The organism is Herpetosiphon giganteus (assembly GCF_016907925.1).
Classification (GTDB): Bacteria; Chloroflexota; Chloroflexia; order Chloroflexales; family Herpetosiphonaceae; genus Herpetosiphon; species Herpetosiphon giganteus.
In genome coordinates this window covers 41,269-66,041 of the sequence record NZ_JAFBCZ010000018.1, presented here as the reverse complement: position 1 = coordinate 66,041, position 24,773 = coordinate 41,269, and the positions used below count along the sequence as shown (strand labels likewise).

24 protein-coding genes are annotated in these 24,773 nt (G+C 51.7%); 8 read left to right on the top strand and 16 right to left on the bottom strand.

Annotation, left to right across the window (positions count from 1 at the left end; genetic code table 11):
* Positions 1-25: 25 nt before the first annotated feature.
* From lgt to JOD20_RS16460, 4 genes are all read right to left on the bottom strand, one after another.
* A complete protein-coding gene (gene lgt, locus JOD20_RS16475) occupies positions 26-928 on the bottom strand; it encodes a prolipoprotein diacylglyceryl transferase (RefSeq protein WP_204756318.1) in 903 nt (300 codons plus the stop codon).
* A gap of 42 nt (positions 929-970) precedes the next feature.
* Positions 971-1,840 (bottom strand): hypothetical protein, encoded by an 870-nt coding sequence (locus tag JOD20_RS16470; RefSeq protein WP_204756317.1) that lies wholly within the window; start codon positions 1,838-1,840, stop codon positions 971-973.
* 265 nt (positions 1,841-2,105) lie between these two features.
* Entirely contained in the window at positions 2,106-2,891 is a 786-nt protein-coding gene (locus JOD20_RS16465; RefSeq protein ID WP_204756316.1) for a hypothetical protein, read from the bottom strand.
* 11 nt (positions 2,892-2,902) lie between these two features.
* On the bottom strand, positions 2,903-3,907 hold the full coding sequence (locus JOD20_RS16460; protein WP_204756315.1) for a YncE family protein: 1,005 nt from the start codon (positions 3,905-3,907) through the stop codon (positions 2,903-2,905).
* A 595-nt stretch (positions 3,908-4,502) separates the two neighbouring features.
* Between JOD20_RS16460 and JOD20_RS16455 the strand changes: the two genes are divergently transcribed.
* The gene (locus JOD20_RS16455) at positions 4,503-5,534 is read left to right on the top strand and encodes a LacI family DNA-binding transcriptional regulator (protein ID WP_204756314.1); all 1,032 of its coding nucleotides are present in this window, start codon (positions 4,503-4,505) and stop codon (positions 5,532-5,534) included.
* 195 nt (positions 5,535-5,729) lie between these two features.
* Here JOD20_RS16455 and JOD20_RS16450 read toward each other — a convergent pair whose 3' ends face one another.
* Both JOD20_RS16450 and JOD20_RS16445 read right to left on the bottom strand, forming a co-directional pair.
* Positions 5,730-6,845 carry a class I SAM-dependent methyltransferase gene (locus JOD20_RS16450; RefSeq protein WP_204756313.1) on the bottom strand — a complete coding sequence of 372 codons (1,116 nt, stop codon included), beginning with the start codon at positions 6,843-6,845 and terminating at the stop codon, positions 5,730-5,732.
* A gap of 58 nt (positions 6,846-6,903) precedes the next feature.
* Positions 6,904-7,479, bottom strand: a complete 576-nt coding sequence (locus JOD20_RS16445; protein WP_204756312.1) for a DUF4256 domain-containing protein — start codon at positions 7,477-7,479, stop codon at positions 6,904-6,906.
* A gap of 189 nt (positions 7,480-7,668) precedes the next feature.
* On the opposite strand from JOD20_RS16445, the gene JOD20_RS16440 reads away from it, so the two are divergent.
* From JOD20_RS16440 to murJ, 4 genes are read left to right on the top strand one after another with little or no spacing between them, the layout of a single operon-like run.
* A complete protein-coding gene (locus tag JOD20_RS16440; RefSeq protein WP_204756311.1) occupies positions 7,669-8,103 on the top strand; it encodes a hypothetical protein in 435 nt (144 codons plus the stop codon).
* The gene (lipB, locus tag JOD20_RS16435) at positions 8,100-8,774 is read left to right on the top strand and encodes a lipoyl(octanoyl) transferase LipB (protein WP_204756310.1); all 675 of its coding nucleotides are present in this window, start codon (positions 8,100-8,102) and stop codon (positions 8,772-8,774) included. The genes JOD20_RS16440 and lipB overlap by 4 nt, the downstream gene beginning before the upstream one ends.
* Positions 8,775-8,792: 18 nt before the next feature.
* Complete coding sequence (locus JOD20_RS16430; protein ID WP_204756309.1) at positions 8,793-9,509, top strand: PIG-L deacetylase family protein; 717 nt, start codon at positions 8,793-8,795, stop codon at positions 9,507-9,509.
* A complete protein-coding gene (murJ, locus tag JOD20_RS16425; RefSeq protein WP_204756308.1) occupies positions 9,506-11,086 on the top strand; it encodes a murein biosynthesis integral membrane protein MurJ in 1,581 nt (526 codons plus the stop codon). The genes JOD20_RS16430 and murJ overlap by 4 nt, the downstream gene beginning before the upstream one ends.
* Positions 11,087-11,133: 47 nt before the next feature.
* Here the strand turns inward: murJ and JOD20_RS16420 are convergent, their stop codons facing one another.
* A complete protein-coding gene (locus JOD20_RS16420; RefSeq protein ID WP_204756307.1) occupies positions 11,134-12,072 on the bottom strand; it encodes a GAF domain-containing protein in 939 nt (312 codons plus the stop codon).
* Positions 12,073-12,448: 376 nt separating this feature from the next.
* On the opposite strand from JOD20_RS16420, the gene JOD20_RS16415 reads away from it, so the two are divergent.
* Together JOD20_RS16415 and JOD20_RS16410 are read left to right on the top strand one after the other, a co-directional pair.
* Positions 12,449-13,288 carry a patatin-like phospholipase family protein gene (locus JOD20_RS16415; protein WP_204756306.1) on the top strand — a complete coding sequence of 280 codons (840 nt, stop codon included), beginning with the start codon at positions 12,449-12,451 and terminating at the stop codon, positions 13,286-13,288.
* A 62-nt stretch (positions 13,289-13,350) separates the two neighbouring features.
* Positions 13,351-14,064 carry a hypothetical protein gene (locus tag JOD20_RS16410; RefSeq protein WP_204756305.1) on the top strand — a complete coding sequence of 238 codons (714 nt, stop codon included), beginning with the start codon at positions 13,351-13,353 and terminating at the stop codon, positions 14,062-14,064.
* Between the two features lie 45 nt (positions 14,065-14,109).
* Here JOD20_RS16410 and JOD20_RS16405 read toward each other — a convergent pair whose 3' ends face one another.
* Complete coding sequence (locus JOD20_RS16405; RefSeq protein ID WP_204756304.1) at positions 14,110-15,849, bottom strand: FG-GAP repeat domain-containing protein; 1,740 nt, start codon at positions 15,847-15,849, stop codon at positions 14,110-14,112.
* Between the two features lie 157 nt (positions 15,850-16,006).
* On the opposite strand from JOD20_RS16405, the gene JOD20_RS16400 reads away from it, so the two are divergent.
* The gene (locus tag JOD20_RS16400) at positions 16,007-16,816 is read left to right on the top strand and encodes an alpha/beta hydrolase family protein (protein ID WP_204756303.1); all 810 of its coding nucleotides are present in this window, start codon (positions 16,007-16,009) and stop codon (positions 16,814-16,816) included.
* Here the strand turns inward: JOD20_RS16400 and JOD20_RS16395 are convergent.
* From JOD20_RS16395 to JOD20_RS16360, 8 genes are all read right to left on the bottom strand, one after another.
* Positions 16,792-17,232 carry a hypothetical protein gene (locus JOD20_RS16395; RefSeq protein ID WP_204756302.1) on the bottom strand — a complete coding sequence of 147 codons (441 nt, stop codon included), beginning with the start codon at positions 17,230-17,232 and terminating at the stop codon, positions 16,792-16,794. The two genes, JOD20_RS16400 and JOD20_RS16395, sit on opposite strands and share 25 nt — an antisense overlap.
* A 111-nt stretch (positions 17,233-17,343) precedes the next feature.
* A complete protein-coding gene (locus JOD20_RS16390; RefSeq protein WP_204756301.1) occupies positions 17,344-17,802 on the bottom strand; it encodes an SRPBCC family protein in 459 nt (152 codons plus the stop codon).
* Between the two features lie 19 nt (positions 17,803-17,821).
* Positions 17,822-18,856, bottom strand: coding sequence for a GTP 3',8-cyclase MoaA (gene moaA / locus JOD20_RS16385; protein ID WP_204756300.1), 1,035 nt, complete (start codon positions 18,854-18,856; stop codon positions 17,822-17,824).
* 74 nt (positions 18,857-18,930) lie between these two features.
* Positions 18,931-20,010, bottom strand: coding sequence for an iron-sulfur cluster carrier protein ApbC (apbC, locus tag JOD20_RS16380; protein WP_204756299.1), 1,080 nt, complete (start codon positions 20,008-20,010; stop codon positions 18,931-18,933).
* 504 nt (positions 20,011-20,514) lie between these two features.
* Positions 20,515-21,348: a DegV family protein gene (locus JOD20_RS16375; protein WP_054532433.1), complete on the bottom strand. Its 834-nt coding sequence runs from the start codon at positions 21,346-21,348 to the stop codon at positions 20,515-20,517.
* Positions 21,349-21,536: 188 nt separating this feature from the next.
* Positions 21,537-22,385: a DegV family protein gene (locus JOD20_RS16370; RefSeq protein ID WP_204756298.1), complete on the bottom strand. Its 849-nt coding sequence runs from the start codon at positions 22,383-22,385 to the stop codon at positions 21,537-21,539.
* Positions 22,386-22,429: 44 nt separating this feature from the next.
* Entirely contained in the window at positions 22,430-24,067 is a 1,638-nt protein-coding gene (locus JOD20_RS16365) for a DAK2 domain-containing protein (RefSeq protein ID WP_204756297.1), read from the bottom strand.
* Positions 24,039-24,518 carry an Asp23/Gls24 family envelope stress response protein gene (locus tag JOD20_RS16360; RefSeq protein ID WP_204756296.1) on the bottom strand — a complete coding sequence of 160 codons (480 nt, stop codon included), beginning with the start codon at positions 24,516-24,518 and terminating at the stop codon, positions 24,039-24,041. The genes JOD20_RS16365 and JOD20_RS16360 overlap by 29 nt, the downstream gene beginning before the upstream one ends.
* Positions 24,519-24,773 lie beyond the last annotated feature (255 nt).

Here is a 24,773-nt window from a genome sequence, read left to right as displayed (position 1 = left end):
CAGTAACCCCAAGCTCTATTGCTGATTAAGCGGCGGCTTTGGCTGGCTCGCTTGGATCTGGTTGCCAAGGATTATCCCATTGTTGGTAGCTGCTGGCTGGTGGGCGGCGTTGTAAGGCGCGGCGCAGCACAAACAAACTGCTACAAACCACAATCAAAACAATGCTGGTTAAACGGGCGGTTGAAAGGCTATCGCCACAGGCAGCGCCGCCAACCCCGCCAGTACACAGCTTATCAACCCGCAGATCTTCGATCCAGAAGCGGCCAATTGAATAGAGCACGCCGTAGATTAGCAATGAATCGCCGTTGCGCAAGCGGCCCCGAAAGCGGCGCTCGATAAACACAATTGCGAACAACACGCCCAAATTCCAGAATGATTCATACAGGAAGGTTGGGTGGAAGCGGGTTGCTGCATCGTATTGTTCGGTGCCACGAATCCGATATTGGGCGGGAATGTTTAAGTTCCAAGGCAGGCCATTATTGACGGGGCCGCCATAGGCTTCGTTGTTGAAAAAATTGCCCCAGCGCCCAATTGCTTGGCCAACGCTCAAACATGGAGCCATAATATCCATCCATGTCAGGGCATTGGTTTTGGTGCGCCACGAGGCGATAATCACCGTGAGCACTGCGCCAACGATTGCGCCGTGAATTGCCAGCCCGCCTTTGGTGGTGTTGATCATGTCGATGAATGGGCCATCGCGATATTGCGGCCACGACGAGGCGACATACCAAATTCGGCCCCCGGCAACGCCCAAAATCAAGCCAACGATCAACCAATCCCACACGATGTTGGGATTATAGCCACGAGCGCGCGCGCGATGCGCACCCAACCAGCCACCCATCATCGCGCCACTCAAAATGGCAATCGCATACATTCGAATAATAATCGGGCCTAATTCAAGCAAATTTGGACCAAACGGCGGTTGCATAGACTCTCCTTAGAACAATTGCTTGGGCCATTGTAGCACGGCCTAATTGAGTGTTTGCTGCCATTCAGCCTCTAACAAACCAAAGGAGCGATTGTAGATTGCCGCATAATTTGCAGCACCAGGCTGACGCTCTCCACCAGAAACATACAACTGATCGAAGGCTTCGCGGCCATAACTGTTAATCAAATAATCGACAAAGCTCGCCCATTGATAGTAGAGCACATTCATGCCGTCGATCCCAACGTTGGCGTAGTGCGTGGCAAGCGGCAAGGCTTGGCCGTTGGCCCGATAGTCGCGGGCAAAACTGCTAAAATCGTTGGCACTGCCAAGCCAATAGCGGCCCGCGCCCCACGTGGCAAAACCCTCGGACAGCGCCAAGTCGGCGCTCAAATGGGCAGCGCCATAGCGATCTTGTTGCAATTGATGCACAAATTCGTGAGCGGCGATATTGACGACGCGACTGCGAGCAACCCCAGCGCAACTATAAATGTAAATTACCCGCACATCGGAGTAGGTCACGCCATGAAAACCACATTGGGCATCCTGGCTAATGACGACGGTCACTCGTTCATTGAGGCGAATATTGGTGCGCTCCTGAACATAATCGAGCGCTGTTTGCAACTCGCCCGCCAATTCGTTGCTTTGGTCTTGATACAGCTCGGTTTCAAGCACCAAATCGATTTGATTGGAACTTCCGGCGGTGTTGCTTTGTTCAATCGCTTGCAAGGTGGTTGGGGGTAGTGGCGTAACTTGGCTTTGCGGCACGCTGGCAGCAGCATCGCTGAAATAGGCACCTAGCGGGGCATAACGAGTTTTTGGTTGATTAAGCTGGTTGACAATTAACAGCAATAAGCCCAAAAGCACCGCAATTGGCCCAAGAGTTGCCCAATCTAATGGTTTTTTTCGTCGCATCGCCAGCCCCAATCTACACATCAGCAGCGGCTATTGTACCATTGGAGTTTCCTGATGAGGGTAGGCTTTATGTTGATTGCGGTTCTTTGTCAATTGATTTGTAATCGACAATTGCTCATAATTAGGTATTGGTTCGCCACCCTTCCGTCCCTCCGCCGGAGGGAAACGCCGGGGGTTTTCATCCCCCAGCACCCCCTAATATGTATCTAGTGGACTGTGATTGTTTTGTGGATGGAGCACAGCGCGAATGGCTGAGCTTTTTGAATTAATTATCCTCAACCAATGCCAACAAACGCTCAAGCTCTGGTAAAGGCGCGTGCCTAAGCTCAGCAAGCGGCGAGGTTAAGTGCTGCATTGCTGCAATCAGGCCTTGAATTGCCTGTTTTTGGGCGAGGGTTGTGGCCGCAAACTGGCTGCGCGAGCCATGCTGGTAGCTCCATGGTCGCTGTTCGATTAAGCGTTCGACTTCAAGCACAATCCGTTGCAATTCCTCCAGCCATGTCGTTACAAACCCATGATCCTTGCGAATCAGATATTTAATCGTGACTGCGCTCATCATCCAAAAAAACGCTACCCGTTCTTTGATTAATTCAGCTGGATTTGGCTCAGCCTGAGGGGCAGCAGCCACGGCAATTGGCTCATGCTCAAACAAGATCAGCGCATCGACTGGGCGCAGCGCCTTGTCAGCTGGAACTAACGTCCAATCCACAATCAAGCCAGTGCCTTGATAGCAGACAAAGCTTTGGGTTCCGCCTGCTGGTGCATTGTGATGGGCCTCGTACAAGGCGGCAATTGGGCCAAATGTTGTAAACAAGGCAGCTCGTTCAGGAGTTGTGGTGGCGCGATTAATCGCTGGTTTGGCGCATAATTGGGCGCTTGCCGCCTCGGCCACTATCACCATCAGATCAAGATCGCTGACTGCATCAGCAGCATTGCGGCCAAAACTGCCAACCAGCCAACCAGCCACAAAGCGCTGATCGGCTGCGAGCGTTGTGCGTAACTGGGCAATTAAACCATCGCGCTGGGTTTGATATTCAAGCAAATCATGCATTAATTAATATCCTACAAATCCAATTCGATCACGGTAATGCCTTTTTCGTCGGCAACGGCAAAGCGCTTGTTTGCTTGGTCGAAGGCGGTTGGCGGGAGCGCTTGGTCAAGCCTGCCAATCATGCTGTGGGTTTGGCGGCCAGTGGCTAACTCGGGCCAACGCTGCACCACTTTGCCGGTTGTGCAATCGAATACTTTGGGATGATCAAAGAAGCCGACCACATAGCGCTCGCTTAGGGCCATGGCCGTGCCCACGATTTCTGCTGCCTGTACAGTTGCCCGAAATTGGCGATTTTCCAAATCGTAGTAGCCAATGCTATGTGCGCCGCGTCGTTGCACCAGCGTATCAACCAAATTTGCATTGAGGTTGGCAAACTCATCGGTGATGATCAGCAGGGTTTGTTCATCTAAAAAGCTGACCGAGCTAATATCAACTTTGATTGGCGGGCAAAAGCCTTCGGTATCGAGAATTTGCGGCTCTGACCATAGCTCATCGACTTTGTAGATTGCCACGGTATGGGCTGGTTGCCATTGCCAACCGGCGCTTACCGCCCAGGTGCCTTTGGGGCTGACGCTCAAGCGCGAATGAAAAATATCAACTGGCTTGCGCTTCCAGCCTTCAGTCAAACGCCGTCCAGTTGCTACATCTTCCAGATCAAGTTGATTGTGCTTATCGGGACAGTGGAGCAGCACATCATTCAAATCGGCATGTTGCAACACGGCTATCGGGTATTCATAACTATCGGCGTAGTAATAACTGCGGTTAATTTCGCGCACAATCTTGCCACTTTTAAGCACCAACCCCTTCGTTCCCAAGCGTTGATAGATGACCACTACCTCGCCTGAGGCCGATTGCACCGCCGCATCAAAAGGATACGGATAGACCGTGGCCGAACGCTTAATCTTGCCATCAAGCTGGTAGCGCGTTCCGCCAGCAACCCAATCGATCAAACTATTATTGTTCCAGCATAACGAGCGCACGTTTGGCGCACTAATGCGATATTCACGATACTTCATACAATCCCCAGCTATTTTTTAACCGATTTGGCTATAGCAGCAGTTGTGCCGCGTTATTCAAATCATTGTAATAAGTCTATTGCATGTGCAGCATTGCTGTGCTATACTTCTGTAACGTTTCAGAAACACAAGCGTTGCTTCAGCGTTTCGTCTGATAATGGTCTTTGGAGCATGTGCGGCAAACACATTCCAAAAACCGAGATTCGCGAGCCGCGCGTGTTCGAAGCATACTCTCCTTGCACTCCCAGCGGATTAGCCTTGATTCTCCCGATGAGGGCTGCTGCGCTGGGAGTGTTTTATTTAAGCGTCGCTGACTTGCCTGAAGCCCAATTTTGCCCTTTTCAGGCGAAAGTCTGATCAATTTTATGGCTGATTATGCCAAAATAGGCTTTACGCTTGCTGCAAAAACAATGCTGCCAAACCCTATGTAGGTGCAAGCGGCGCAAATCGCGGAACCGCTCCCATTGCTTAGCCGTGGTTCGCCATTTTAGCAAGCCTAGCGCTGTTTGTTCGTTGGGCAGCGCAGCAAGGATTGCGCCAGTAAGTTTGGCGCGCTTGTCAGCCTTGCGATACAAGTTGTTTAGAAGGTCGGATTATGCCATCGATTACGATTGAACAAATTGCCGAAATTGCCCAAGTTTCGATTGCGACTGTTTCGCGGGTGCTGAACAACCAGCCACATGTGCGAGCGGAAGTGCGCGAACGGGTGTTGGCAGTGATGGAAGAGCATCATTATACGCCGCAGGCAGCGGCCCGCACCTTGGCAGGGCAACGACCCAAAGTTATTGCGGTGTTTATCTCCGAAACCACCGCGACGATCTTTCGCAATCCGACCTTCTCGAATTTGCTGCAAGGCATGACTGAAGCCTGTAACGCTAAGGGCTACGTTTTGATGGTTTCGCTCGATAGCGCCAATCGGGCTGATGATCCGGCGACCAAATTGTTGCATGGTCGCAGCGTCGATGGCCGCATCGTGATTCCGAATACGATCAATGATCCCTTGCTACCGCAACTGATTGCTGATCGCGTGCCGATGGTGTTGGTCGGCAAACACCCGCTTTTACACCATATTGTGACGGTCGATATTGACCATTTTGCTGGTAGCTATCAAGCGGTTCGACATCTGCTGGCGCTTGGTCATGAATCAGTTGGCATGATTATTGGCTCATTACACACTCCAGCCAGCCATGATCAAATTGAGGGCTATCAACAAGCCTATCAAGAAGCTGGTTTGCCAATTCATCCAGCCTTGATTGTGACGGGAGCAGAGAGCGAACAAGGCGGCCAAAGCGCAATTCAGCAACTGTTGGCTTTGCAACCACGGCCAACTGCGCTATTTGTGAGCAGCGCGGTGATGGCAACTGGCGTGCTGCGCACCTTGCACGAAGCTGGGCTGCGCATTCCCGATGATATAACCGTGGTGTGTTTTGATGATGTGCCAACTGCTGCCAGCCTCAACCCCAGCATGACCTCGTTGCACCAGCCAATGTACGATTTAGGCACGACCGCCGCCAATGTGTTGATCGAAATGATCGAAGGCAAAACCCCAAGCAGCGAAAACACAATCCTGCCAATTAGCATGATCGTGCGCCACGAAAACGATGAATGTTGCGCTGATGAATGTTAAGGAGAAATTCCCTCACCCCCCAACCCCCTCTCCCACTAGACGCGGGCGAGGGGGAGCCGCCAGTGTTCATGGACGAATTGGGCAAGAACCAAGGACTTAAAGCCCCTCGCCCGCGCCACGGGAGAGGGGTTGGGGTGAGGGACTGTCATTAATCAAAAAAGCCCTGCTGCTCGACTGAGCAACAGGGCTGATTTTTTATTCTTCGGCGGGCAAGGGCGCTGGCACATAGCGGCCTTCGACCTTTTCGGCCAATACGAAATACGGGCCGGTGCGCATCCAGCCAAACAACCACAAATCAAGCTCCATCAGCAGCGTGACCAGATACAGCGCCCAGTAAATTGGCGAGTTTTTGGTCAGGTGGCGACGCATTGCGCGCCGGGCCACGATTTCGCGTTGTGCGCCTGCCGAGGCATTAACGGCCTCGTCGGTCAGCACGGGAGCGCTGGCAGCTTTGGCAGTTTTGCGTTTGGCAATCAACGATTCGCCCAGTTTCATTAGCACATGCTCAACGAACGAGGTGAAAACGCTATTCCAAAATACAACTTTAACCGGCTTCAAGCCTGCTTCAACCAAGGCCGCTTCCACATCATCCCAAGTTTTGAGGTCTTTGATGTGGTCGGATTTACGCCGTGCTTCGCGCTCGAAATCGTAAACGCCTTGCTTGACGAAGAATTTGCCCAAGCGCTTGGAAATATTGATAATTGGCTGAATTGGCGACATTTCGCGGGTATTCGAGAAGATTGCCACCCGCCCGCCAACCCGCAACACGCGCGCAGTTTCGACCAAATAATCGTGAATTACATCGCGTGGGAAGTGTTCGAGCACATCGACCGAGAGCGATTTATCGAATGCACCATCGACAAATGGCAAGCGCCGCGAATCAGCTTGAGCCAATTCCATCTCGGCAAGGGCTTGGTCGGCGAAGAGCACCGCTGGGTCGCTGCCAACAATCAAGCCAACTGCATCGGCGTTCCACAAGCCAAAGCGTCCATTGCCACAGGCATTATCAAACACAATATCGGTCGGCTTGAGCGCCAACATGCGCCGAATTTGGCGATGGCGCACGCCTGCTGCCAGCAACGGGGGAGCCATCTCACGATAATCAAGCTCCTCGCCCATACTTTCTTCTTCGGAAACATATTTCGAAATATAATCAAATTCAGTTTGGCGCGGCATTAAATCAATGTAGCCCTTGTGAATGGGATATTCGTTGCGGCAGCCAGCGCAGAGCACATGCTCAGCATACACCGCCAAATCCCGTGAGTTACAGGTAGGGCATTGCAACAACCGATAAAGTTCACGTCCAACCATTGATCGACCTTTCTATTGGCGTAGCATAGAGTGCCGCGACGCGAGCGCTAAATCCACTTTAGACGCGGATCAAGCCCCGAAAGCCGCGTACAGCATAATACGAATCGGCACCACTATGATAGATAAAAACATGGTTATAGCGATAATCGCCGAAGAGCGCGCCGCCATGATCGCGAATCGCGGGCGGAGTTTGAATCCAGCTTGATGTTTTGGTATCGAATGCTCCAAGCTGTTGCAAAGCCCAATAATCTGCTTCGCTCAGCAATTCAATCCCCATTTCTGCTGCCATATCTTGGGCACTGGTTGCTGGTTTATGTTCTTTGCGCGCATTCAGCGCAGCGCGATCGTAACAGATGCTGCGGCGGCCTTTGGGAGTTTCAATCGAACAATCATAAAACAGATATTGATCGCTTGCTGGATCGTAGCCAACTACATCCGGCTCGCCACCAGTGCGCTCCATTTCGTTGAGCGACCACAGTTTGGCCGGTTGGGCCGTTAGTTTTGCTTCAATTTTGGCCCATTCCAGCGATGGATGGCGCTGCATACATTGCTCAAAGCGAGCTTTCAAGCTATGCAACAGAGCTTCGGCAGCTTCCGGCGCTAACGCTGCTTGAGTTGGATCAACACTCTTCATTGTTTATCGTACCTCCGCTGAATTGCTTGGCATTGACGGAGCATAAGCAACTAGGTTTGCGCGAAATGTGCGGCTAACTAGCGTGCTAGTATAGCAGAAATTCCTCAATTGCTAGCGATTTGGGTGCAAATAACTTGATTGTGCTATCATGCTCGCAGAGCGTTTGTTCTCAACTTGTGAGTTTAACCTATGCCTGTTTTAATCCAATTAACCACTGCCGACCACGGCGGACGCGTTTCAACCGGCAAATGTGGCACCGCCGAATGTGGCGTGAGTTGCAATTGTGGTTGCCCATATACCGCGATGGAAACTCGCGGCCATACCGAAGCCATCGAAACCATCGAAGCCCGCTATCCGAATCAATGGCTTGGCTTGGTGATTCCGCCAGAGGAAGATGAATTTGCACCTGAGCGCGCGATGTTGGTGGCCTATTCCGATGATGATAATGAAGTGTGGGATGCGATGAGCCGTGTAACCCACAACCAAGTGGTGCATGTCTACTTTAATGGTCAATATAGCGCTGATTATGCAGATTGGGCGGCGAGCGAGCCTGCGACCTATGGTAGTCGGCTTAGCCAACCATCACCATTCGGCGGCGATATGATTAGTTTGATGCCTTTATGACGATTCAACAAGCTCAACGCCAATTGGATGTGCAAATTCTCGGCATGCTCGATTATCAAGCTGCTTGGGAATTACAACGCCATTTAGTGAGCCAACGCAGTGCCGAAACCATTCCTGATACCTTGGTGTTGTTGGAACATCCAGCAACCTACACGATTGGGCGTTCTGGCGGCCACGAACACTTGTTGGTCAGCCCCGAAAGTTTGCAACAACGCGGCGCAGCCCTGATCGAGGTTGATCGCGGCGGCGATATTACCTATCATGGCCCAGGCCAGTTGGTGGGCTACCCAATTTTGCAAATTCGCGATCATGGCCGCGATTTACACCAATATCTGCGCATGCTTGAAGAAGTGATTATTGAGCTGCTGGCTGAATATGGCTTGAGTGCGCGGCGCTTTCCTGGCTATACTGGGGTTTGGGTTGGCGATCGCAAAATTGCCGCGATTGGCGTGCGCTCCAACACCCGTGGCGTTACCTCGCATGGCTTTGCCCTGAATGTTACGACCAATTTGGATGATTTTGCAGCGATTGTGCCTTGCGGCATTCACGATTATGGCGTAACGTCGTTGGCCGAGCTGTTGCCGGTCGCGCCAGCGTTGAGCGATGTGCAACAACGAATTATTGAGATTTTTGCGCGTATTTTTGATTTGAATTTAATCGAGCCTGCTTAGTCGAGGACTATCGAAACTATGCCAACCATTCTTTCTGTTTGGGCGCACCCCGATGATGAAGCTTTTGGCCCTGTTGGTGTGCTCGCCCAAGCCCGTGCTGCTGGCTATCGGGTTGTGATTATCACTGCAACTCATGGCGAACGCGGCGATATAAGCCCTGAGCTGGAAATCGATCCTGAACACTTGGGATCGGTGCGCCTAGAGGAGCTGCATCAAGCATGTCAAGCAATTGGGGTCGATCGCAGCATCGTTTGGGATTATCCCGATGGTGGCTTGGCTTTGGCAAATGCCACCGAATTGCGCGATAAGATTGTCGAAGTGCTGAATGCAGAGCAGCCAGAAATTGTCTTGACCTTTGGCCCCGATGGAATTTATGGCCACCCCGACCATATTGCAATTAGCATGGCCACAACCCAAGCTTTTGCGCAATATATGGCCTTGAATCCAAGTAGCGAACAGCCGCGCTTATATTATCAAAGTGTCGCGCCAGGCAGCGATCGCGTGATCAACGCTGCGAGTAGCGGTGATTTTCCCGACCCTTTGCCTGCAACCACGATTATTGATGTGAGTGAGTTTGCCGAAACCAAGCGCGCAGCTTTAGATGCCCATGCCACCCAGCGCCACGATTGGCAACAATTTCTCGACAATTATGATTGGTTTAATACTGCCTATTTACATCGCGTCTATCCTTCGTTCGGATTGAACGATCAGCCAGAAACGACACTTTTTGCATGAACACCAAACTCGAAACCAAAGCCCAAGCAACGGCTGGCCGCAGTATTGCGCTAGCCGCTTTGTTATTAATGGTTGGCAATTTTGCCAGCCGCATCCTTGGCCTCGTCCGCGATAAAGTTATCAATCATAATTTTGGGGTTGGCGCAGAAACCAGCCTCTATTCGTTGCTCAGCGCCGTGCCCACCCAGCTCTACGATTTTTTGGTTGGTGGCTTGGTCAGCGCAGCCCTCGTTCCGGTGCTCAGCGATTACATCGATCAGCAGGACGATGGCGATTTGTGGCAAATTATCAACACGATTTTGACTATGCTCAGCCTTGTTTTGGGGGTTTTGGGTGGGTTGGTTTGGCTCTTTGCTGAGCCGATTAATCAGGTACTGGCTTCTAAAATTGTTGCTAACCCAACCATGCTCAGCCTTGGCGTATCGATGTTGCATTCCATGGTCATCGCCGTGGTTTTTATGTGCTTGTCGGGCGTGCTAACTGGCTTATTGCAAGCTCAACGGCGTTTTTCGTTGCCTGCCTTTACCTCGACCGTGTTTAATTTGGCCTTGATTGTGCTGATTTGGTTTTGGCCGCAGGATGCGCGGGTGTTGGGTTGGGCGATGGTGGCTGGAGCCTTGGCCCAAGTTGGCTTACAATTGCCAGCCTTGCGCGCTGCCCGCTTGCGCCCGATGTTGCGTTTGCGCCACCCAGGCGTGCGCCGCATTGGCTTACTGTATGCGCCAGTTGCGTTAGGCATTAGCTTCTCGTTTGTTGGCACCTTGATTGATCGCCAACTGGCAGGCAGCATTGATGATCTATCGGCCTCGTATATGCGTAATGCCACAACCTTTATTCAATTTGCCTTGGGCTTAGTTTCAGCGGCCATCTCAATTGCGATTTTGCCAACCCTCGCGCGGCTCAACAGCGACGGCGATGAAGCAGGGTTTCGCCGCATCTTAGGCATTGGGCTAAAAGTGGTGTTGCTGCTGATTGTGCCGATGTTGGTGATTTTTGGCTTGCTGGGCGAGTCTGTGCTGCGGATTTTGTTTGAAGGTGGCAAGTTTAGCCCAGAAAATACTCGGGTTACAGCGCTGGTGTTGCTGGCATATTTGCCAAGTATGCTGGCGGCGGCAATCGATCAGCCATTAATTTTCGCTTTTTATGCTCGCAAAAACACCTTGTTGCCCAATTTGGTGCAAGCTCCGGCGATTGCCAGCTACTTTTTGGTGGCTGGTTTGAGCTATCGCCATTGGGGCATGTATGGCCTGATTGCTGGCAATGTGGCTCAATTAACGATTCACGCCTTGGTGATGGCGGTCGTGGCCCATCGGCGCTTACGGGTTTTTGATGGCCAAGCCATGCTGCTCGCTGTCGCCAAAATAGCCATGGCGGCCTTGGTCATGGCCGCAGCATGTTGGGGTTTACTGCAATTGTTGCCAACCACACCGAGCAAATTGAATGCGCTGTTGGTGCTGATTGTGGCGGGCGGCGGCAGTGGCTTAATCTATTTGGGCTTATTGTGGTGGCTCAAACTCGATGCGCTGCAATTTTTCAGCGAAGCCCTGCAACGTAAATTCAAACGCAAAGCTGCGTAAACGAAAAACGGCGGAGTTTGTGCTCCGCCGTTTTTTGAAGAAACTCATTATTTACGCCGAAAGGTATATTCGATGCCTTGTTGCAGCGTGCTATAGGTCACAACACTGCGCAAATCAAGGCCCACGCTGACGATGGTTTGGGCAATTTCAGGCCGCAAGCCAGTCAGCACCATGCGCGCCCCAAGCAGCTGAATTGCTTGCGAGGTTTGTACCAACAACGAAGCCACATAAGTATCCAAGACTGGCACGCCCGTAATATCGAGAATCACAAAATCGGCGCGATATTTGCCAACCCCCGATAAGACCGCCTCGGTCATCCGTTGCGCCCGTTGCTGATCGAGTGCGCCAATCAAGGGTGCAACCAACACTTGATCATTGAGCGGAATCAACGGCGTTGAAAGCTCATCGAGCAAGTTTTGTTGCAGGCTGATAATCTCGGTTTGCAGCCGCTCGCGCTCGCGAATATCGTGTTGATGGGTGCGAATTTCTTGGCGCAACTTAAGCTCGGTCATCAACAATTCAGCAAATTCGTGCAAAATATCAAGTTCGTCAGCTGTCCAAACTCGTGGTTTGCTATCGATCACACAGAACGCGCCAAGCACATGACCATCGCTGCGAATCGGCATGCCAGCATAGCTAATTACACCCAAATCGGGGATGGCAAGGTTATCGTGAACTAAAGGATGTTCGCGGGCATCGGTAACGATCAACTCACTGCCATTGCTGACGACATGTTGACAAAATGAATGGCTCAAGGGTGTTTCGCGGCGCTCGGCCCAAGGCTCGCCCAAGCCAACATGGCTTTTGAAATATTGGCGATGATGTTCAACTAACGAAAGTAATGAAACTGGTGCTTGCAGCACCTTGCTTGCTAAGCGGGTCAATCGATCAAAGGCTGGGTCGAAAGAAACATCAAGTAGCCCTAGCTCTTGCAGTGTCTCGGTTCGGTCAGCATTGTCAAGCTGCGATCCTGATGCTGAAGACATATGCCAGACTCTCCACATAATAGCGTTACTCAAAACAGTAACAGAGTTATTAAGATTGCACAATTGCCACGATAGGGTAACCATGAGGGGTAGCGAGGGATGAGGGATGAGGGATGAAGGATGAAGGATGAAGGCAATTTCGCCACGATTGAGACGAGAACCAAGAAACGAACACCCCTCGCCCGCGTCCAGTGGGAGAGGGGCTGGGGGTGAGGGAATCAGGCTATAGGCTATGGGAACAAGAATCTGTGGCGAAAAACTTAATCTTCGCGATCTTCGTGTCCTTCGCGGTTTCTGTAACTGTTCTGATCCCTGACCGCTAAATTAACGTGATATACTATAACGCAGTGCGTCATTTACATTCAGGAGTAGCGCCATGCAACGGACAATCGGCTTGTGCCTTGGCGGCGGCGGCGGCAAAGGCAGCGCACATATCGGCGTGCTGCACGAGCTAGAACGAGTTGGCATTCAACCAGATATGGTGACCGGAACCAGCATTGGTGCAATTATTGGCGCAGTTGTGGCGGCGGGCTACAATGCGAGAACCATCGAGCAAGCTTTTCGCTCAACTCCGTTGCGCCGCATTCTCAGCCTCGATCCGGCTAGCTGGGGCTTGATTGGCTCGGAAAAATTGGCTGGCGTGCTCAGTGAATTATTGGGCGACCAGTTAATTGAGGATTTGCCAATTCCCTATGCAGCGGTGGCGGTTGATTTGGTAACCGGCCATGAGATTGTGTTGCAACGTGGCTCGTTGGTTGAAGCAGCGCTGGCGAGTGCTGCCGTGCCTGGCGTGTTTCCGCCGCGCCGCATCGATAAATATATTTTGGCCGATGGCGGCATTCGCAACAATTTGCCAATTGACATAACTCGCCAACTTGGGGCCGAACGAGTGATTGCGGTCAATCTCATTGGCGAATTTGATCAATTCGAGGTCAGTAGTGCTGCCCAAAGTAGCCTTTTTTCGTGGCGGCGTTGGGTTCCACTCACCCAATTGGCCTTGGCTGAACGGGCGATTGGCATTATGGTGCATCAAATTACCTTGCAACGCTTGCGTGAAACCCCGCCCGATCTGCTATTTAGCCCCGATGTGAATCGCATGAGTATGGCCGATTTATTGCACCTTGATGATGGCATTCAGGCAGGAATTGCCTGCGTGGCTGATTATTACGAAGAATTGCAGCAATTGGCACTGTGGCAACGCGGCGAATTAGCCTAAGCCAAAATCGAGTACACTCTAAACCGTCATTGAGCCGACCACGTTGGTCGGAAGGAGTATCTATGCGGTTTATTGGCTATTTTCTCGTGATCTTTAGTTTGGTCGCTTGTGGGGGCGCGACGGCCACAACTGTGCCACCAACTGCGCAAGTTGCCCAAGCAGCCACAGCGACGGCTACTGCTGAGCCAGTGTTGCTCGTGCCATCGGCCACCCCAACCATTCCAGCGACAGTTGCTCCACGTCCACAAGTGACCCCAACCACTGACGATTTGGCAAATGTGCCAGGCGATAGTACAGCCTTTATCGTGATTGACGAGCTGCAAACCTACACGAATCCAACCAAGGCCTTTTCAATTGATGTACCAAGCGATTGGCAAATGCGCAAGGGTGTTAATGCTGGCAATGATGTGCTGATTTGGGGTGAACCCTTCGAACAAGCGTTTATTCAATTGCTGGTGGTTGATGATAGCCAAAACTTGATTACGAATGAGGAAGAGTTTTTAAACGATACTATTAGCCAAATCGTGAGTGATTCGGCGGAGTTTAATCTTGATCAGCCAGTTAAGCAAGCAGATGGCACAACCTATGTTTCATATAGCTTTATTGATAGTCAAAGCTTGCTGGCGGTGAGTGGCGATGGTTATGTGCGCCGCGATGGCAATTATCTTAGCATGATTCAGATTTTGGTGCCGCTTGAGCAATTCGAGAGCTTGCAGCCCGACCTGCAACGGATTGTCCAAAGCTACAAAATCGATCCCAGTATTCCATTGCAATAAAAAAAGCGCAGGGATGGCTCAACCATCCCTGCGCTGGCGCTGAATTTAGAAATCGCAGCCTGTGCGCGTAATGGGCAAATAGGCCTTGAAATCGCCACCTTGCAGTTGCTCTGGAGCATATACCTGTTGGCGTGGTGCTTCTGGCGCAGGGTTTTTGACCCATGCGGTACGCTGCAAGTCTTTGCGGCTCATTGGCCAAGGCATTAATTCGGGCAAATTACGGCCTGGGGTTTCCCAAACATAAATATTGCCAGCTCGGCTATGGGCCAAAATCTCAACATAACAATTGTTGTCAATATCGGCGATGGTTGGTGCAGCTTGAATGCCTTTTTGCGAGCCAGCAGTATTATCGTTCGATGGGCCTTCATTAGGCAACGATAACGGAAAGCCGCTGTGTAAGGTTCCAGTCCGCGCATCGAGCGCGTACAGCCCCACAATTCCCGCATAAACGCGATCAAATGAATAGGTTCCAAACACAATGTCGATTTTGCGATCGCCAGTTACATCGGCAATCGTGACTTCGCTGCCAAAGACTTTGCGGGTTGGCGCGCCAGCAACAGGCTCTTGGGCATAGAAGAACGACCACATTTGAACCCCATTTTCGCGATAGGCGCGAATCGTGCCATCGTCGAAGGTCACGACAAATTCTTTGATGCCATCGCCATCCAAATCGGCAACGACAATCGGATTATTTGGAGTGAAGTTCACATCCAAGGGCGCGCCAGCCCGTTTGGCATCAGTCCAGCCTGCGCGACGGGTGCCGTTTGGCTCGGTCACAATTACCGCGCTGGCAATTTGGGGGTCATAGTTATTATTGGGCAAGCCGTCGGGAGTCCGCACTTTGCCTGCTGCAATAACCTCGTAACTGCCATCGCCATCTAAGTCGGCGACTGCTGGCCCAGAGCGGGTAAATTCCAGATAATCGTGGACATTCCAAGTAGTTTGATTGACGTTGGTATAGGTACGAATTGGCCAGCCTGGATATTGTGCCCCATTACTGTTGTAGCGATAGAAATAGATTTCATCGCGGCCAACCAAAATTTCCGAATAGCCATTGTTATCGATGTCGGCCAAAGCTGGGTGGCCCCAAATGCCCGAGCCTTTTTCGGCACTTTGGGGATAGCCTGTAACCGCAGTACCGTTGGAATACCAGGCATAGACATTTGGCGCAAAATTGGTGTTGCTACCAGCTTCGTTGGTTGTGGTTGCAATCACCTCAAGTTTGCCATCGCCAATAATATCGGCAACTGCCACGTGCACAACTTCGGGGAAATTGCCATTGGTGATGTAGGCCCAATCCATCTCTTTGGGCCAGCCGCTTAGGATTGCACCGTTGCGTTGATAGACAATTACCTTGCCACGTTGACCGACAGCAGTGCCTTTGCCGCGCGTGCCAACCACAATTTCCAGCAAGCCATCTTGGTTAATATCGGCGACCACCAACGAGCCATTGACCCGTGGCGTGTTGGCACATGCGCCGCCAGTCATCCATGGGAAGCCAGGCAGCACTTGGCCATAGATGTTATGGCCCCAAATACAGCCAGTTGCATCGGCGGAGAGAATTTCCGGCGAGCCATCGTTAAACAAATCGACCACGGTTGGCGACGAAAAATAGGAGCCATTGGGCTTGGTTGCTGGGAAGCCAGCGCGCATGTTGTAGGCATTGGTTGCGGCTGGGCTTGCGACGACAGGGGCTTCAGGGTCGTTGGTTTCGAGCGGCTTTGCCGAAACTGTGCTCAGGCTAAAAATAACGAGCAGAACAAACATCATCCTTCGAATGAACATACCAGACACTCCTCCGTGACTGCAAACATGGCAGTTAAATGGAAATAATGGGTAGATCGTGCTATGCTAAGCGCTAATTGACTATAGGCCAACAGTCCTATTCGCCTTTAAAACTTTATTAACAAGTATGTATTTCTTAAGCATTTAGGAATAGCCGATGAGTGATTCGATTTTGGCTCAGGCTGCGCCGCCTGCTGATCAGCGAATTTGGTATGCTGCCGATCCATTGCAATTTGGCGATTTGCGCTTGCCAGCTGGCAATGGGCCATTTCCTGTGGTCATCGTTGTCCATGGAGGTTTTTGGCGCGCTCGCTATGACCTTGAGCATATTGGCCACGTTTGTGCTGCACTGACTGTGCTTGGCTATGCGACGTGGAATATCGAATATCGGCGGGTTGGCAATGGCGGTGGTTGGCCCAATACCTTTTTCGATGTCGCCCAAGCTGCCGATTTTGTGCCTCAGTTGGCCCAAACCTATCCGATTGATGCCCAACGTGTGCTGAGCTTGGGCCATTCTGCTGGTGGCCATTTGGCTTTATGGCTGGCTGCCCGCTCGAAACTTGCCCCAACCAGCCCACTTTGGCAAGCCCAACCATTGCGCTTACAAGGCGTAGTTAGTTTGGCGGGAGTCGCCGATTTGGCCTTGGCTGATCAACGGCGTTTGAGCCAGCAAGCGGTGCAAGAATTATTGGGCGGCTCGCCAGATGATTATCCTGAGCGCTACCATGATGCTTCGCCAGCGGCCTTATTGCCCTTAGGCGTGCCCCAAATTGTGCTGCATGGCACAGATGACGGGCCAGTCCCGTTTGGTATTAGCCAAAGCTATGTTGAGCAAGCGCTGGCTGCTGGCGATGAGGCGCGTTTGGTAGCGTTGCCAAACGCCCATCATTTTGAATTAATCGATCCGTCAAGCCGCGAATGGCCTGCGGTTATGGCTGCGGTTCAGGATTTATTGGCGACTCCATAGGCTTCGCGGGTTTCTTGGCGCAGCAATAACCATAGCCCAGCGATGGGCAAGAGTAATGGTGTAAAGCCATAGCCAATGCCAAAATCGCTCCACACCGTATCCTTGGGAAACCAATCGCGCTCGATTAAGGTCAAAATGCCGACCGTAATCACGCCCAAAAGCTCAACCGCACATACCGCTATGGTCACGCGCCATGCTTGTGGGGTGCGTCGCCCAAAGCCCAAGAAAGCGATTCCATAAATCAACGCGGCGATGGTGGTTAGGCTATAGGCCAGTGGAGCTTGATTGAATTTGGTGGCAACTTGAAACAAGGCTCGCACGCCAGCCGAAATTGCCAGCACACAATAGGCAAAGCGTAAAACCCGACTACTACCTGCTAAAACTTCCGATTCATTGGTTTGATCAGTACGCGCCATTGCGCCACTATCCTTTCAACAACAAAAAACGCCGAGCAACAACGTTGACCTCAGCGTCTAAGTTTTGTATAGCATACCATAAACTTTGGCTGCTTCGAGCAAAAAAATAGCTTATTGGCCGCTTGCTTGGGCAGTTTTTTGGGCCAAAACCCGCTTGAGTACGCTCAAATGTTGGCTCGCTTCTTTAATTAATGCAGAACGCATCAGCGGAGCAAATGGGCGTAAAAACCACTTGAAATCAATCGCCGTGCTAATGATTAATCGCGTGCCTGCTGGCTCAACCACAAACTGATAATCCATATCCGATTGCATTAACGGCGAGCTAATAGTGAATTTGATCTGTTTTGGCGGCTCGTAATGATAAACTTTCAACTGCATTTTCATCGGAATTCCCGCCACTTTGGCGTGTTCCTCGTAGATTGCGCCAACGCCTGCGCCGCTGATGTGTTGGGTATGGGTGACCGGCAGCCACCACTCGCGGTTATTTTCAAACCGACAAACATAGGCAAAGGTCGTCGCTTGATCGCTGCTTAGCAATTCGTTGGCGCTAATGCATAATAGTTTTGGCATGGTTCGTTCTTCTCCACTATTACCCGCCTAATTCTGACATTCCTCGAACTGTAGGTTTAACCCCATCGGGCAAGCCATGGCCCCAAGGTTTAATCCAAACCGCATGTCTGATCAAGGCTTCTAGCTCTTCGTCGCTGCCGTTGCCCCGCAGCGCTGCCCGCAGATCAAGCTCATTATCGCGCAGCAAACACAGGTGTAATTTGCCATCGGCTGTCAGCCGCATGCGATTGCAGGTGGCACAAAACGGGTCGCTAATTGAGCTAATAAAGCCAATTTTGCCTTGCGCCCCAGGAATCTGATAGGTGCGGGCTGGGTCGGCTCCATACCAACCAAGGAAATCGAGGCCCAAGTTGGCTTCAATTTGGCCAATTAATTCGTTGCTCGGCACCACGCCGTTATCGGCGACATCGGCCACGCCAACCAAGGGCATCACCTCGATAAAACGCATTTGCCATGGTTTATCGATCGTCAGTCGAGCCAAATCCAGCACTTCGTGGTCGTTCACGCCGCGTACAATCACACAATTAAGCTTGAGTGGCGTTAAACCAGCTTGTTCGGCGGCTTCGATGCCAGCCCAAACCCGCGCCAAATCGCCGCCGCGCGTGATTTTGCGGAAGTTTTCGGGGTTAAGCGAATCGATGCTGATATTGACCCGTTTGAGGCCTGCGTTGGCCAATTGCTGAGCAATCGGAGCTAATAATAAGGCATTGGTGGTCATCGAAACTTCGTTAATGCCTGGAGTATTGGCAATTGCCTCGACCAGCCCGACCAAATCGCGGCGCAAAGTTGGCTCGCCGCCAGTCAAGCGAATCTTTTCAAAGCCAGTTTGGGCCATAATTCGCACCAAACGAATCAATTCGTCATTGGTGAGCAATTCTGGTTTGGGTGCAAATTGCATGCCCCATTCGGGCATACAGTAGAAACAGCGAAAATTACAACGGTCGGTGAGTGAAATCCGCAGGTAATTAATCCGCCGCCCATGGGCATCGTGGGCAGGGGCGCTGGCGTGGATTTGGCTGGTTTGAGGGCTTTCCAGTAGTTCAATCGGCATCATCGGCTTGCTCTTTCAGACAACAATGACGCATAGCAGCAGCCATGCGTCATTGAAGCGTTGCCAGTGGCAAGGCGCTAGGCCGCCACCATGGTTTCAATACTGATGCGGCCTGCGAGCGTGCGTGCAACATCGCGGAAGGCATCTGCATAGGCATCTTTGGCGCTTTGGGTAACCGCTGGCTGGCCAGTGTCGCCACCTTCGCGAATAGACATACCCAACGGAATTTCGCCTAAGAATGGTACACCCAATTTGGTGCTGGCGGTTTGTGCGCCGCCATGGCCAAAGATGTCGTAGCGCTTGCCAGTGTCAGGTGCGATAAAGTAGCTCATGTTCTCGACGATCCCCAAGATGGGTACATTCAACTTGCGGAACATCTCAACGCCTTTAATCGCATCAGCAAGGGCTACATCTTGCGGGGTGGTTACCACAACCGAGCCTGAAAGCGGAATCGCTTGGGCCAAGGTTAATTGAATATCGCCAGTGCCCGGGGGCAAATCGACGACCAAATAATCGAGCTGGCCCCAATCGACCTCGAATAAAAATTGACGCAACATCGATGAAATCATCGGCCCACGCCAAACCAAAGGCTGGCTATCATCAACAAAATAGCCCACCGAAATGATTTTAATACCATGCGCTTCGAGCGGGGCAATTTTTTGATTTTCGGTAATGCCTGGTTTGCCGCGTGCGCCAGTCATCAACGGGGCGCTTGGCCCATAAATATCGGCATCGAGCAAGCCAACCCGCGCGCCTTCTTGGGCCAACGCGACCGCAAGATTGACCGCGACAGTTGATTTGCCTACGCCGCCCTTGCCTGAAGCTACCGCCAAAATATGGCTCACGCCAGGCACACGGGCTTTATCAGGAATCCCATTGTATGACCGCACGGTGGCGGTAAAATCGACCTCGATTTCGCTTACACCAGGCACTTGGGCCAAGGCTGCGCGTACATCGTTGGCCAACTGGTCCTTGAACGGACAGGCTGGCGTGGTCAGATCGACGAGGACGACGACGCGTCCGCCATCGATGGTCAGTTCTTTGATCATTTTGCGAGCAACTAAATTGCCGCCGAGTTCTGGCTCTTGCACCGTTGCAAGGGCAGCCAAGACTGCCTCTTGTGTTGGCGCATCCGCCCGTTTCCCAAACAAGCCCATGGTGCTATGCGCTCCTATAACAATGATGCGAGTGTCGCGCACCATTGAGCAATCTTGTTATGCTATTTAGAACGATTATAGCACGACTAGCTATGACTTAAGTCGCTGTTGTTAAGGATGAGGGATGAAGGATGAGGGATGAAGGCGTAAGGAGAACAGAGAGCAAAGAACATAGAACATAGAAGCAGTGAAAGTAAAAGGCAGAAATCAAAAATCAAAAGAGAAGAATGAAGGATGAAAGCAAAAATCACAAGCCAAAACCGAGGGGTCAGGGTTATTGGCTGTTGGCTATTGGCGTTGGGCTATCGGCTCTTGGGAACATAATCATACGAATCTGTGCCAATCTGTGGCGAAAAATTTAACCTTCGTGCGCTTCGCGCTCTTCGCGGTTTCAAGCCTTCGTGCTCTTCGTGGATTATTAGTGCAGAGCTAGGGAATTCAGGGGCGAGGGACCAGAGTTCGTGTTTTTTAAGCCTGATCCCTGACCCCCTTATTCCTGATCGTTTATTTATTCTTACGCACGCCAGTGAAGCCTAATGCGCCAGGCCCGATGTGGGTTCCTACAACTGCCCCAATTTCGGCCAGCACAATTCGTTCGGCGGGGAAAATTTCGTTGAGGCTTTGGGCAAACTCTTGGGCTTCTTCCTCGTTGCGCGAATAGAGCACCGCCAACTCTTCGAAGGGAGCCATATTGCGCGCTTCTTCGATCAAGCGGGCGACTGCTTTTTTCTTGCTGCGCACTTGCTCGAAGGGCTTAACTTCGCCATCACGCACGTCGATAATCGGCTTGACGTTGAGTAAGGTTCCCAGCAACGCACGGGTTTTGCCAATCCGGCCACCTTTTTCGAGGTAGCGCAAGGTATCCAAAGCGGCCAGCAAGCGAGTGCGCTCGACGATGCTATGCACCAAGGCTTCAATTTCATCAGCCGATTTGCCTTCTTTGGCGGCGCGGGCTGCCAAAAGCGCTGCCCAGCCTTGCGACATGGTGGTGCTTTGAACATCGATCACCCGAATATCGAAATCGGGCAATAATTCGGCTGCTTGTTGGGCTGAGCGAATCGTGCCGCTTAATTTGCCAGCAATATGAATCGAGATAATTGGCTCGTCGTTGCCAATTGCGCGATACAATTGCTCGAAGGCCCCAACTGAGGGCTGCGACGTGGTTGGCAAATTGTTGCTGGCAACGAGGCGCGCATAAAATTGATCGTGGGTAATTTCAACGCCATCGGAGAACGATTCTGCATCGAAATTAACCGTTAATGGAATCACATGAATGTCGTGTTCTGCTGCCAACCCTGGCGGAATATCAGCAGTACTGTCGGTTACAATAATCGCCACTTGGCCTCCTTCTGGCTTTATTTTCGCCAAATCGTAGCGAGCGGCCTTTGGCTACACTGCCAGCACACTGCTCGCTAAGGGAATAGCTACCCCACGCAGCCGTATAATAGCCTAAAATGGCGCTGCGTGGGGTATTGCTTTGGTTTATTGCATGCTTGGTTGCTGCGCAGTTGCGTTGCGGCGTTGGTTTACTCGATCCCTTCGTAAACCACGACACCCATTGCATTTGGCCCAAGATGTGCGCCCAGCGCTGGCCCATATTCCACAATCATGACCTGATCGCGAGGGTAGATTGGGTCGATCTTCTCAAGCAATTTCTCCACATCATCGGGCGTGGTGCTGTGCATAATCGCCACCTGCTCGACTTTGGGAAAGTCCTCAATAAAGGTAAACAAGCCTTCAATTGCTTTGGCCCGCGTGCGGGTGCGATCGTAAGGCACAATTTCACCATCATCAAGAATCAGCAAAGGCTTGATCCGTTGCATCGAGCCAAGCATTGCCGAGGCTTGCGATAAACGCCCGCTGCGTTCAAGATAATCAATTGAATCAACAAAAAACACCACATGGGTCAATTGAATAGTTTGCATGACCGTTCGATGCACTTCATCAAGTGATGCGCCATCAAGTGCTGCCTTGGCGGCGGCGATCGCCACCATGCCCAAGCCCAACGAGGTCGAGGTGCTATCAATCACCTCAACGCGGGTCAGCGAGGCTGGCAATTTATCGCGGGCAATCGTTGCCGATTTAACCACGCCGCCAAAGCGATTCGACAAGTGAATTGAAAAGACCCCGTCATATTCACGGGAAAATTGACGATAATACTGTTCAAACACTCCTGGTGCTGGTGCAGTCGTATAAGGATACGGCCCACCCTCGGCCATCCGCCGATAAAACTGCTCGTTGCTAATGTCGATCCCAGCTCGCAACGTCTGATCACCAAAATGCACATAGATTGGAATCACGGTGATGTTCAGCTCTTGTGCCAAGGCTGGTGGAATATCAGCAGTGCTATCGGTAATAATCTTTACTCGCGCCATAACCCAACATATCTCCATCGCGCCGTCAGAAACGGGGCTGTGTATCACTCCGCAGAGAGAATGTAATCATAAAATGGTTGTCCGCCGTTTTGCACCTCAACATCAAGCGCAGGGTAGGTTGCGTTGATTTTGTGGGCTAGTGTTTCAGCCTGTTCCGCCGAACATTGTTCGCCATAATAGATGGTAACGATCTCATGGTCGTCCAAATCCATCCTGGCTAAGATGCGATCAATCACGTCGTCGGGCTGATCGCCAGATTCAACCAGTGCGCCGTTGAGCAAGCCAATTGTTTGGCCATCGCGCACTTCAACCTCATTCACGGTAGCATCGCGCACAGCAGTCGTAATTTCCGCCGTGGTAATCGCTTTAATTGCGCGGCTCATAGCCTGCACATTTTCCTCAGCGCCAACCGCATAATTAAAGGCAAACATTGCGGCCATGCCTTGGGGCACGGTTTTGGTTGGAATCACATGCACAACTTTATTGGTTAATTGTTGCGCTTGTTGCGCTGCCAAAATCACATTGCTATTATTTGGCAACACCACAACTGCTGGCTGGGGCAATTTCTCGATTGCCGTCACCAAATCTTGAATCGAGGGATTCATGGTTTGGCCGCCAGTAACCACTTCGCCAACATTTAACGATTCAAATAGCTCACGGAAACCTTGGCCAGGCGCGACCGCGACCACGCCAACATCGCTGACCGGCTCATCGGGCTTGACCCGCGCTGGTTGGCTGGTTTGTTGAGCTTTGGCCTCATGCAGATCGCTGCGCTGTTTATCCATATTGGTAATTTCAATTGCCCCAAGGCTGCCCCATTGCACTGCATAATTTAATGCATCGCCAGGCCGCAAGGTGTGCAAATGCACCTTGATCAAGCGCTCATCGCCAACCGCCACCACCGACGTGCCCATCTCGGCAATCGTGCGCCGAACATCTTCGTACGGGATGTCTTCGCCTTGGATCATAAAGTTGGTGCAATAGCCAAAATCATCGTCGCTATGAATATCGTCAAAAGCCATAGCCAATTGATCGACCGGCGCAACTCGTTGCTCAAGTTTTTCGCCACGGGCAAATGCCTGTGCACCCTCGAAGAGCACATACAAACCTTCGCCGCCAGCATCGACCACGCCAGCGTCGCGTAACATTTTCATCAGGTTGGGCGTATTATCGACCGAAACCCGTGCACCTTTAACAATTAAATCAAGCACGTCGTGCCAGTTCATTTCTGGTTTAAAGCCTGCTCGGGCTGCTTCGCTGGTTTCGCGAATAACCGTGAGCATCGTGCCTTCGACTGGCTTGATCACCGCTTTATAGGCAGTGGTTGAGGCTTGTTCTAAGGCTGCAACCAAGATTTCGGGCGTACAAACCTGCTGGCCGGCCATGCCCTGTGAAAGCCCGCGCAGAATTTGCGAAAGAATCACCCCAGAGTTGCCGCGAGCGCCCATCAAAGCTCCGCGATAAACTCGTTCGGCCACGACAGCGACCGAGGCATCATCCTGCACATCCTTGAGCGCCGCTGTCAGCGTAAGGTTCATGTTGGTTCCTGTATCGCCATCGGGTACAGGAAACACATTTAGGGCGTTGACAGTTGCCACATTCTGGCTAAACCACGCTGCGGCTGCGCGAAAAACTGCCAACAGCCGGCTGCCATCAATTTGATTCTTCGGTGCGCTGTCCACGCAGACCTCCCATTACGCCAAAACGTCGCCAGCGGCTGGGCTGGCCTTCGGTTGCATCTTTTGTTGGTTCTTTGTCTGCTTGCTCAATCCGCAGGCCCTGAACATGCACATTGACCGTAATATTGGCCTCGCCAAGTGCATGCACAACCGCGTACTGAACAGTTTCCATAATATTGCGGGCAACCGTGGCGATCCGTGTGCCATACTCGATGATCACAAACAGATCGATGTTAATTGCCTCGGCACTGACTTGCACGTCAATACCTTTATATTGATCTTCCGGTCGCAACACATGGGCGACACTATCGCGTAAGTTGCGCGGGGCCATGCCCACAACGCCGTAGCACCGCACTACCGCTCCGGCTACCACAGTAGCAATGGCGCGAGAATGTACCTCGATGCGTCCAGCGTCGTTTTGGCGCACATTCGCGAGACTTGTTTTCTCGTTCACTCGAACAGTCCTCGCAACTAGATGGTTCGATGGTCGGCGCTCACGAGCGTCGGTTTTTTGATGAGAATAGCGCGGAACTAACCGCGCTACTGCTGTATGATACTCGATTATGCAAGAGCTAGCATATGCCATAATTGGCTTCAATCTGAAGCCCAATTGGCCTTGATTGCGCTGCATTCAGCCAGCAAACGTGCATAATTTAAAAAGTTGCATCAGAGCGCGTCCTATGGTATAGTCAGCGGGTACAGCCACCAA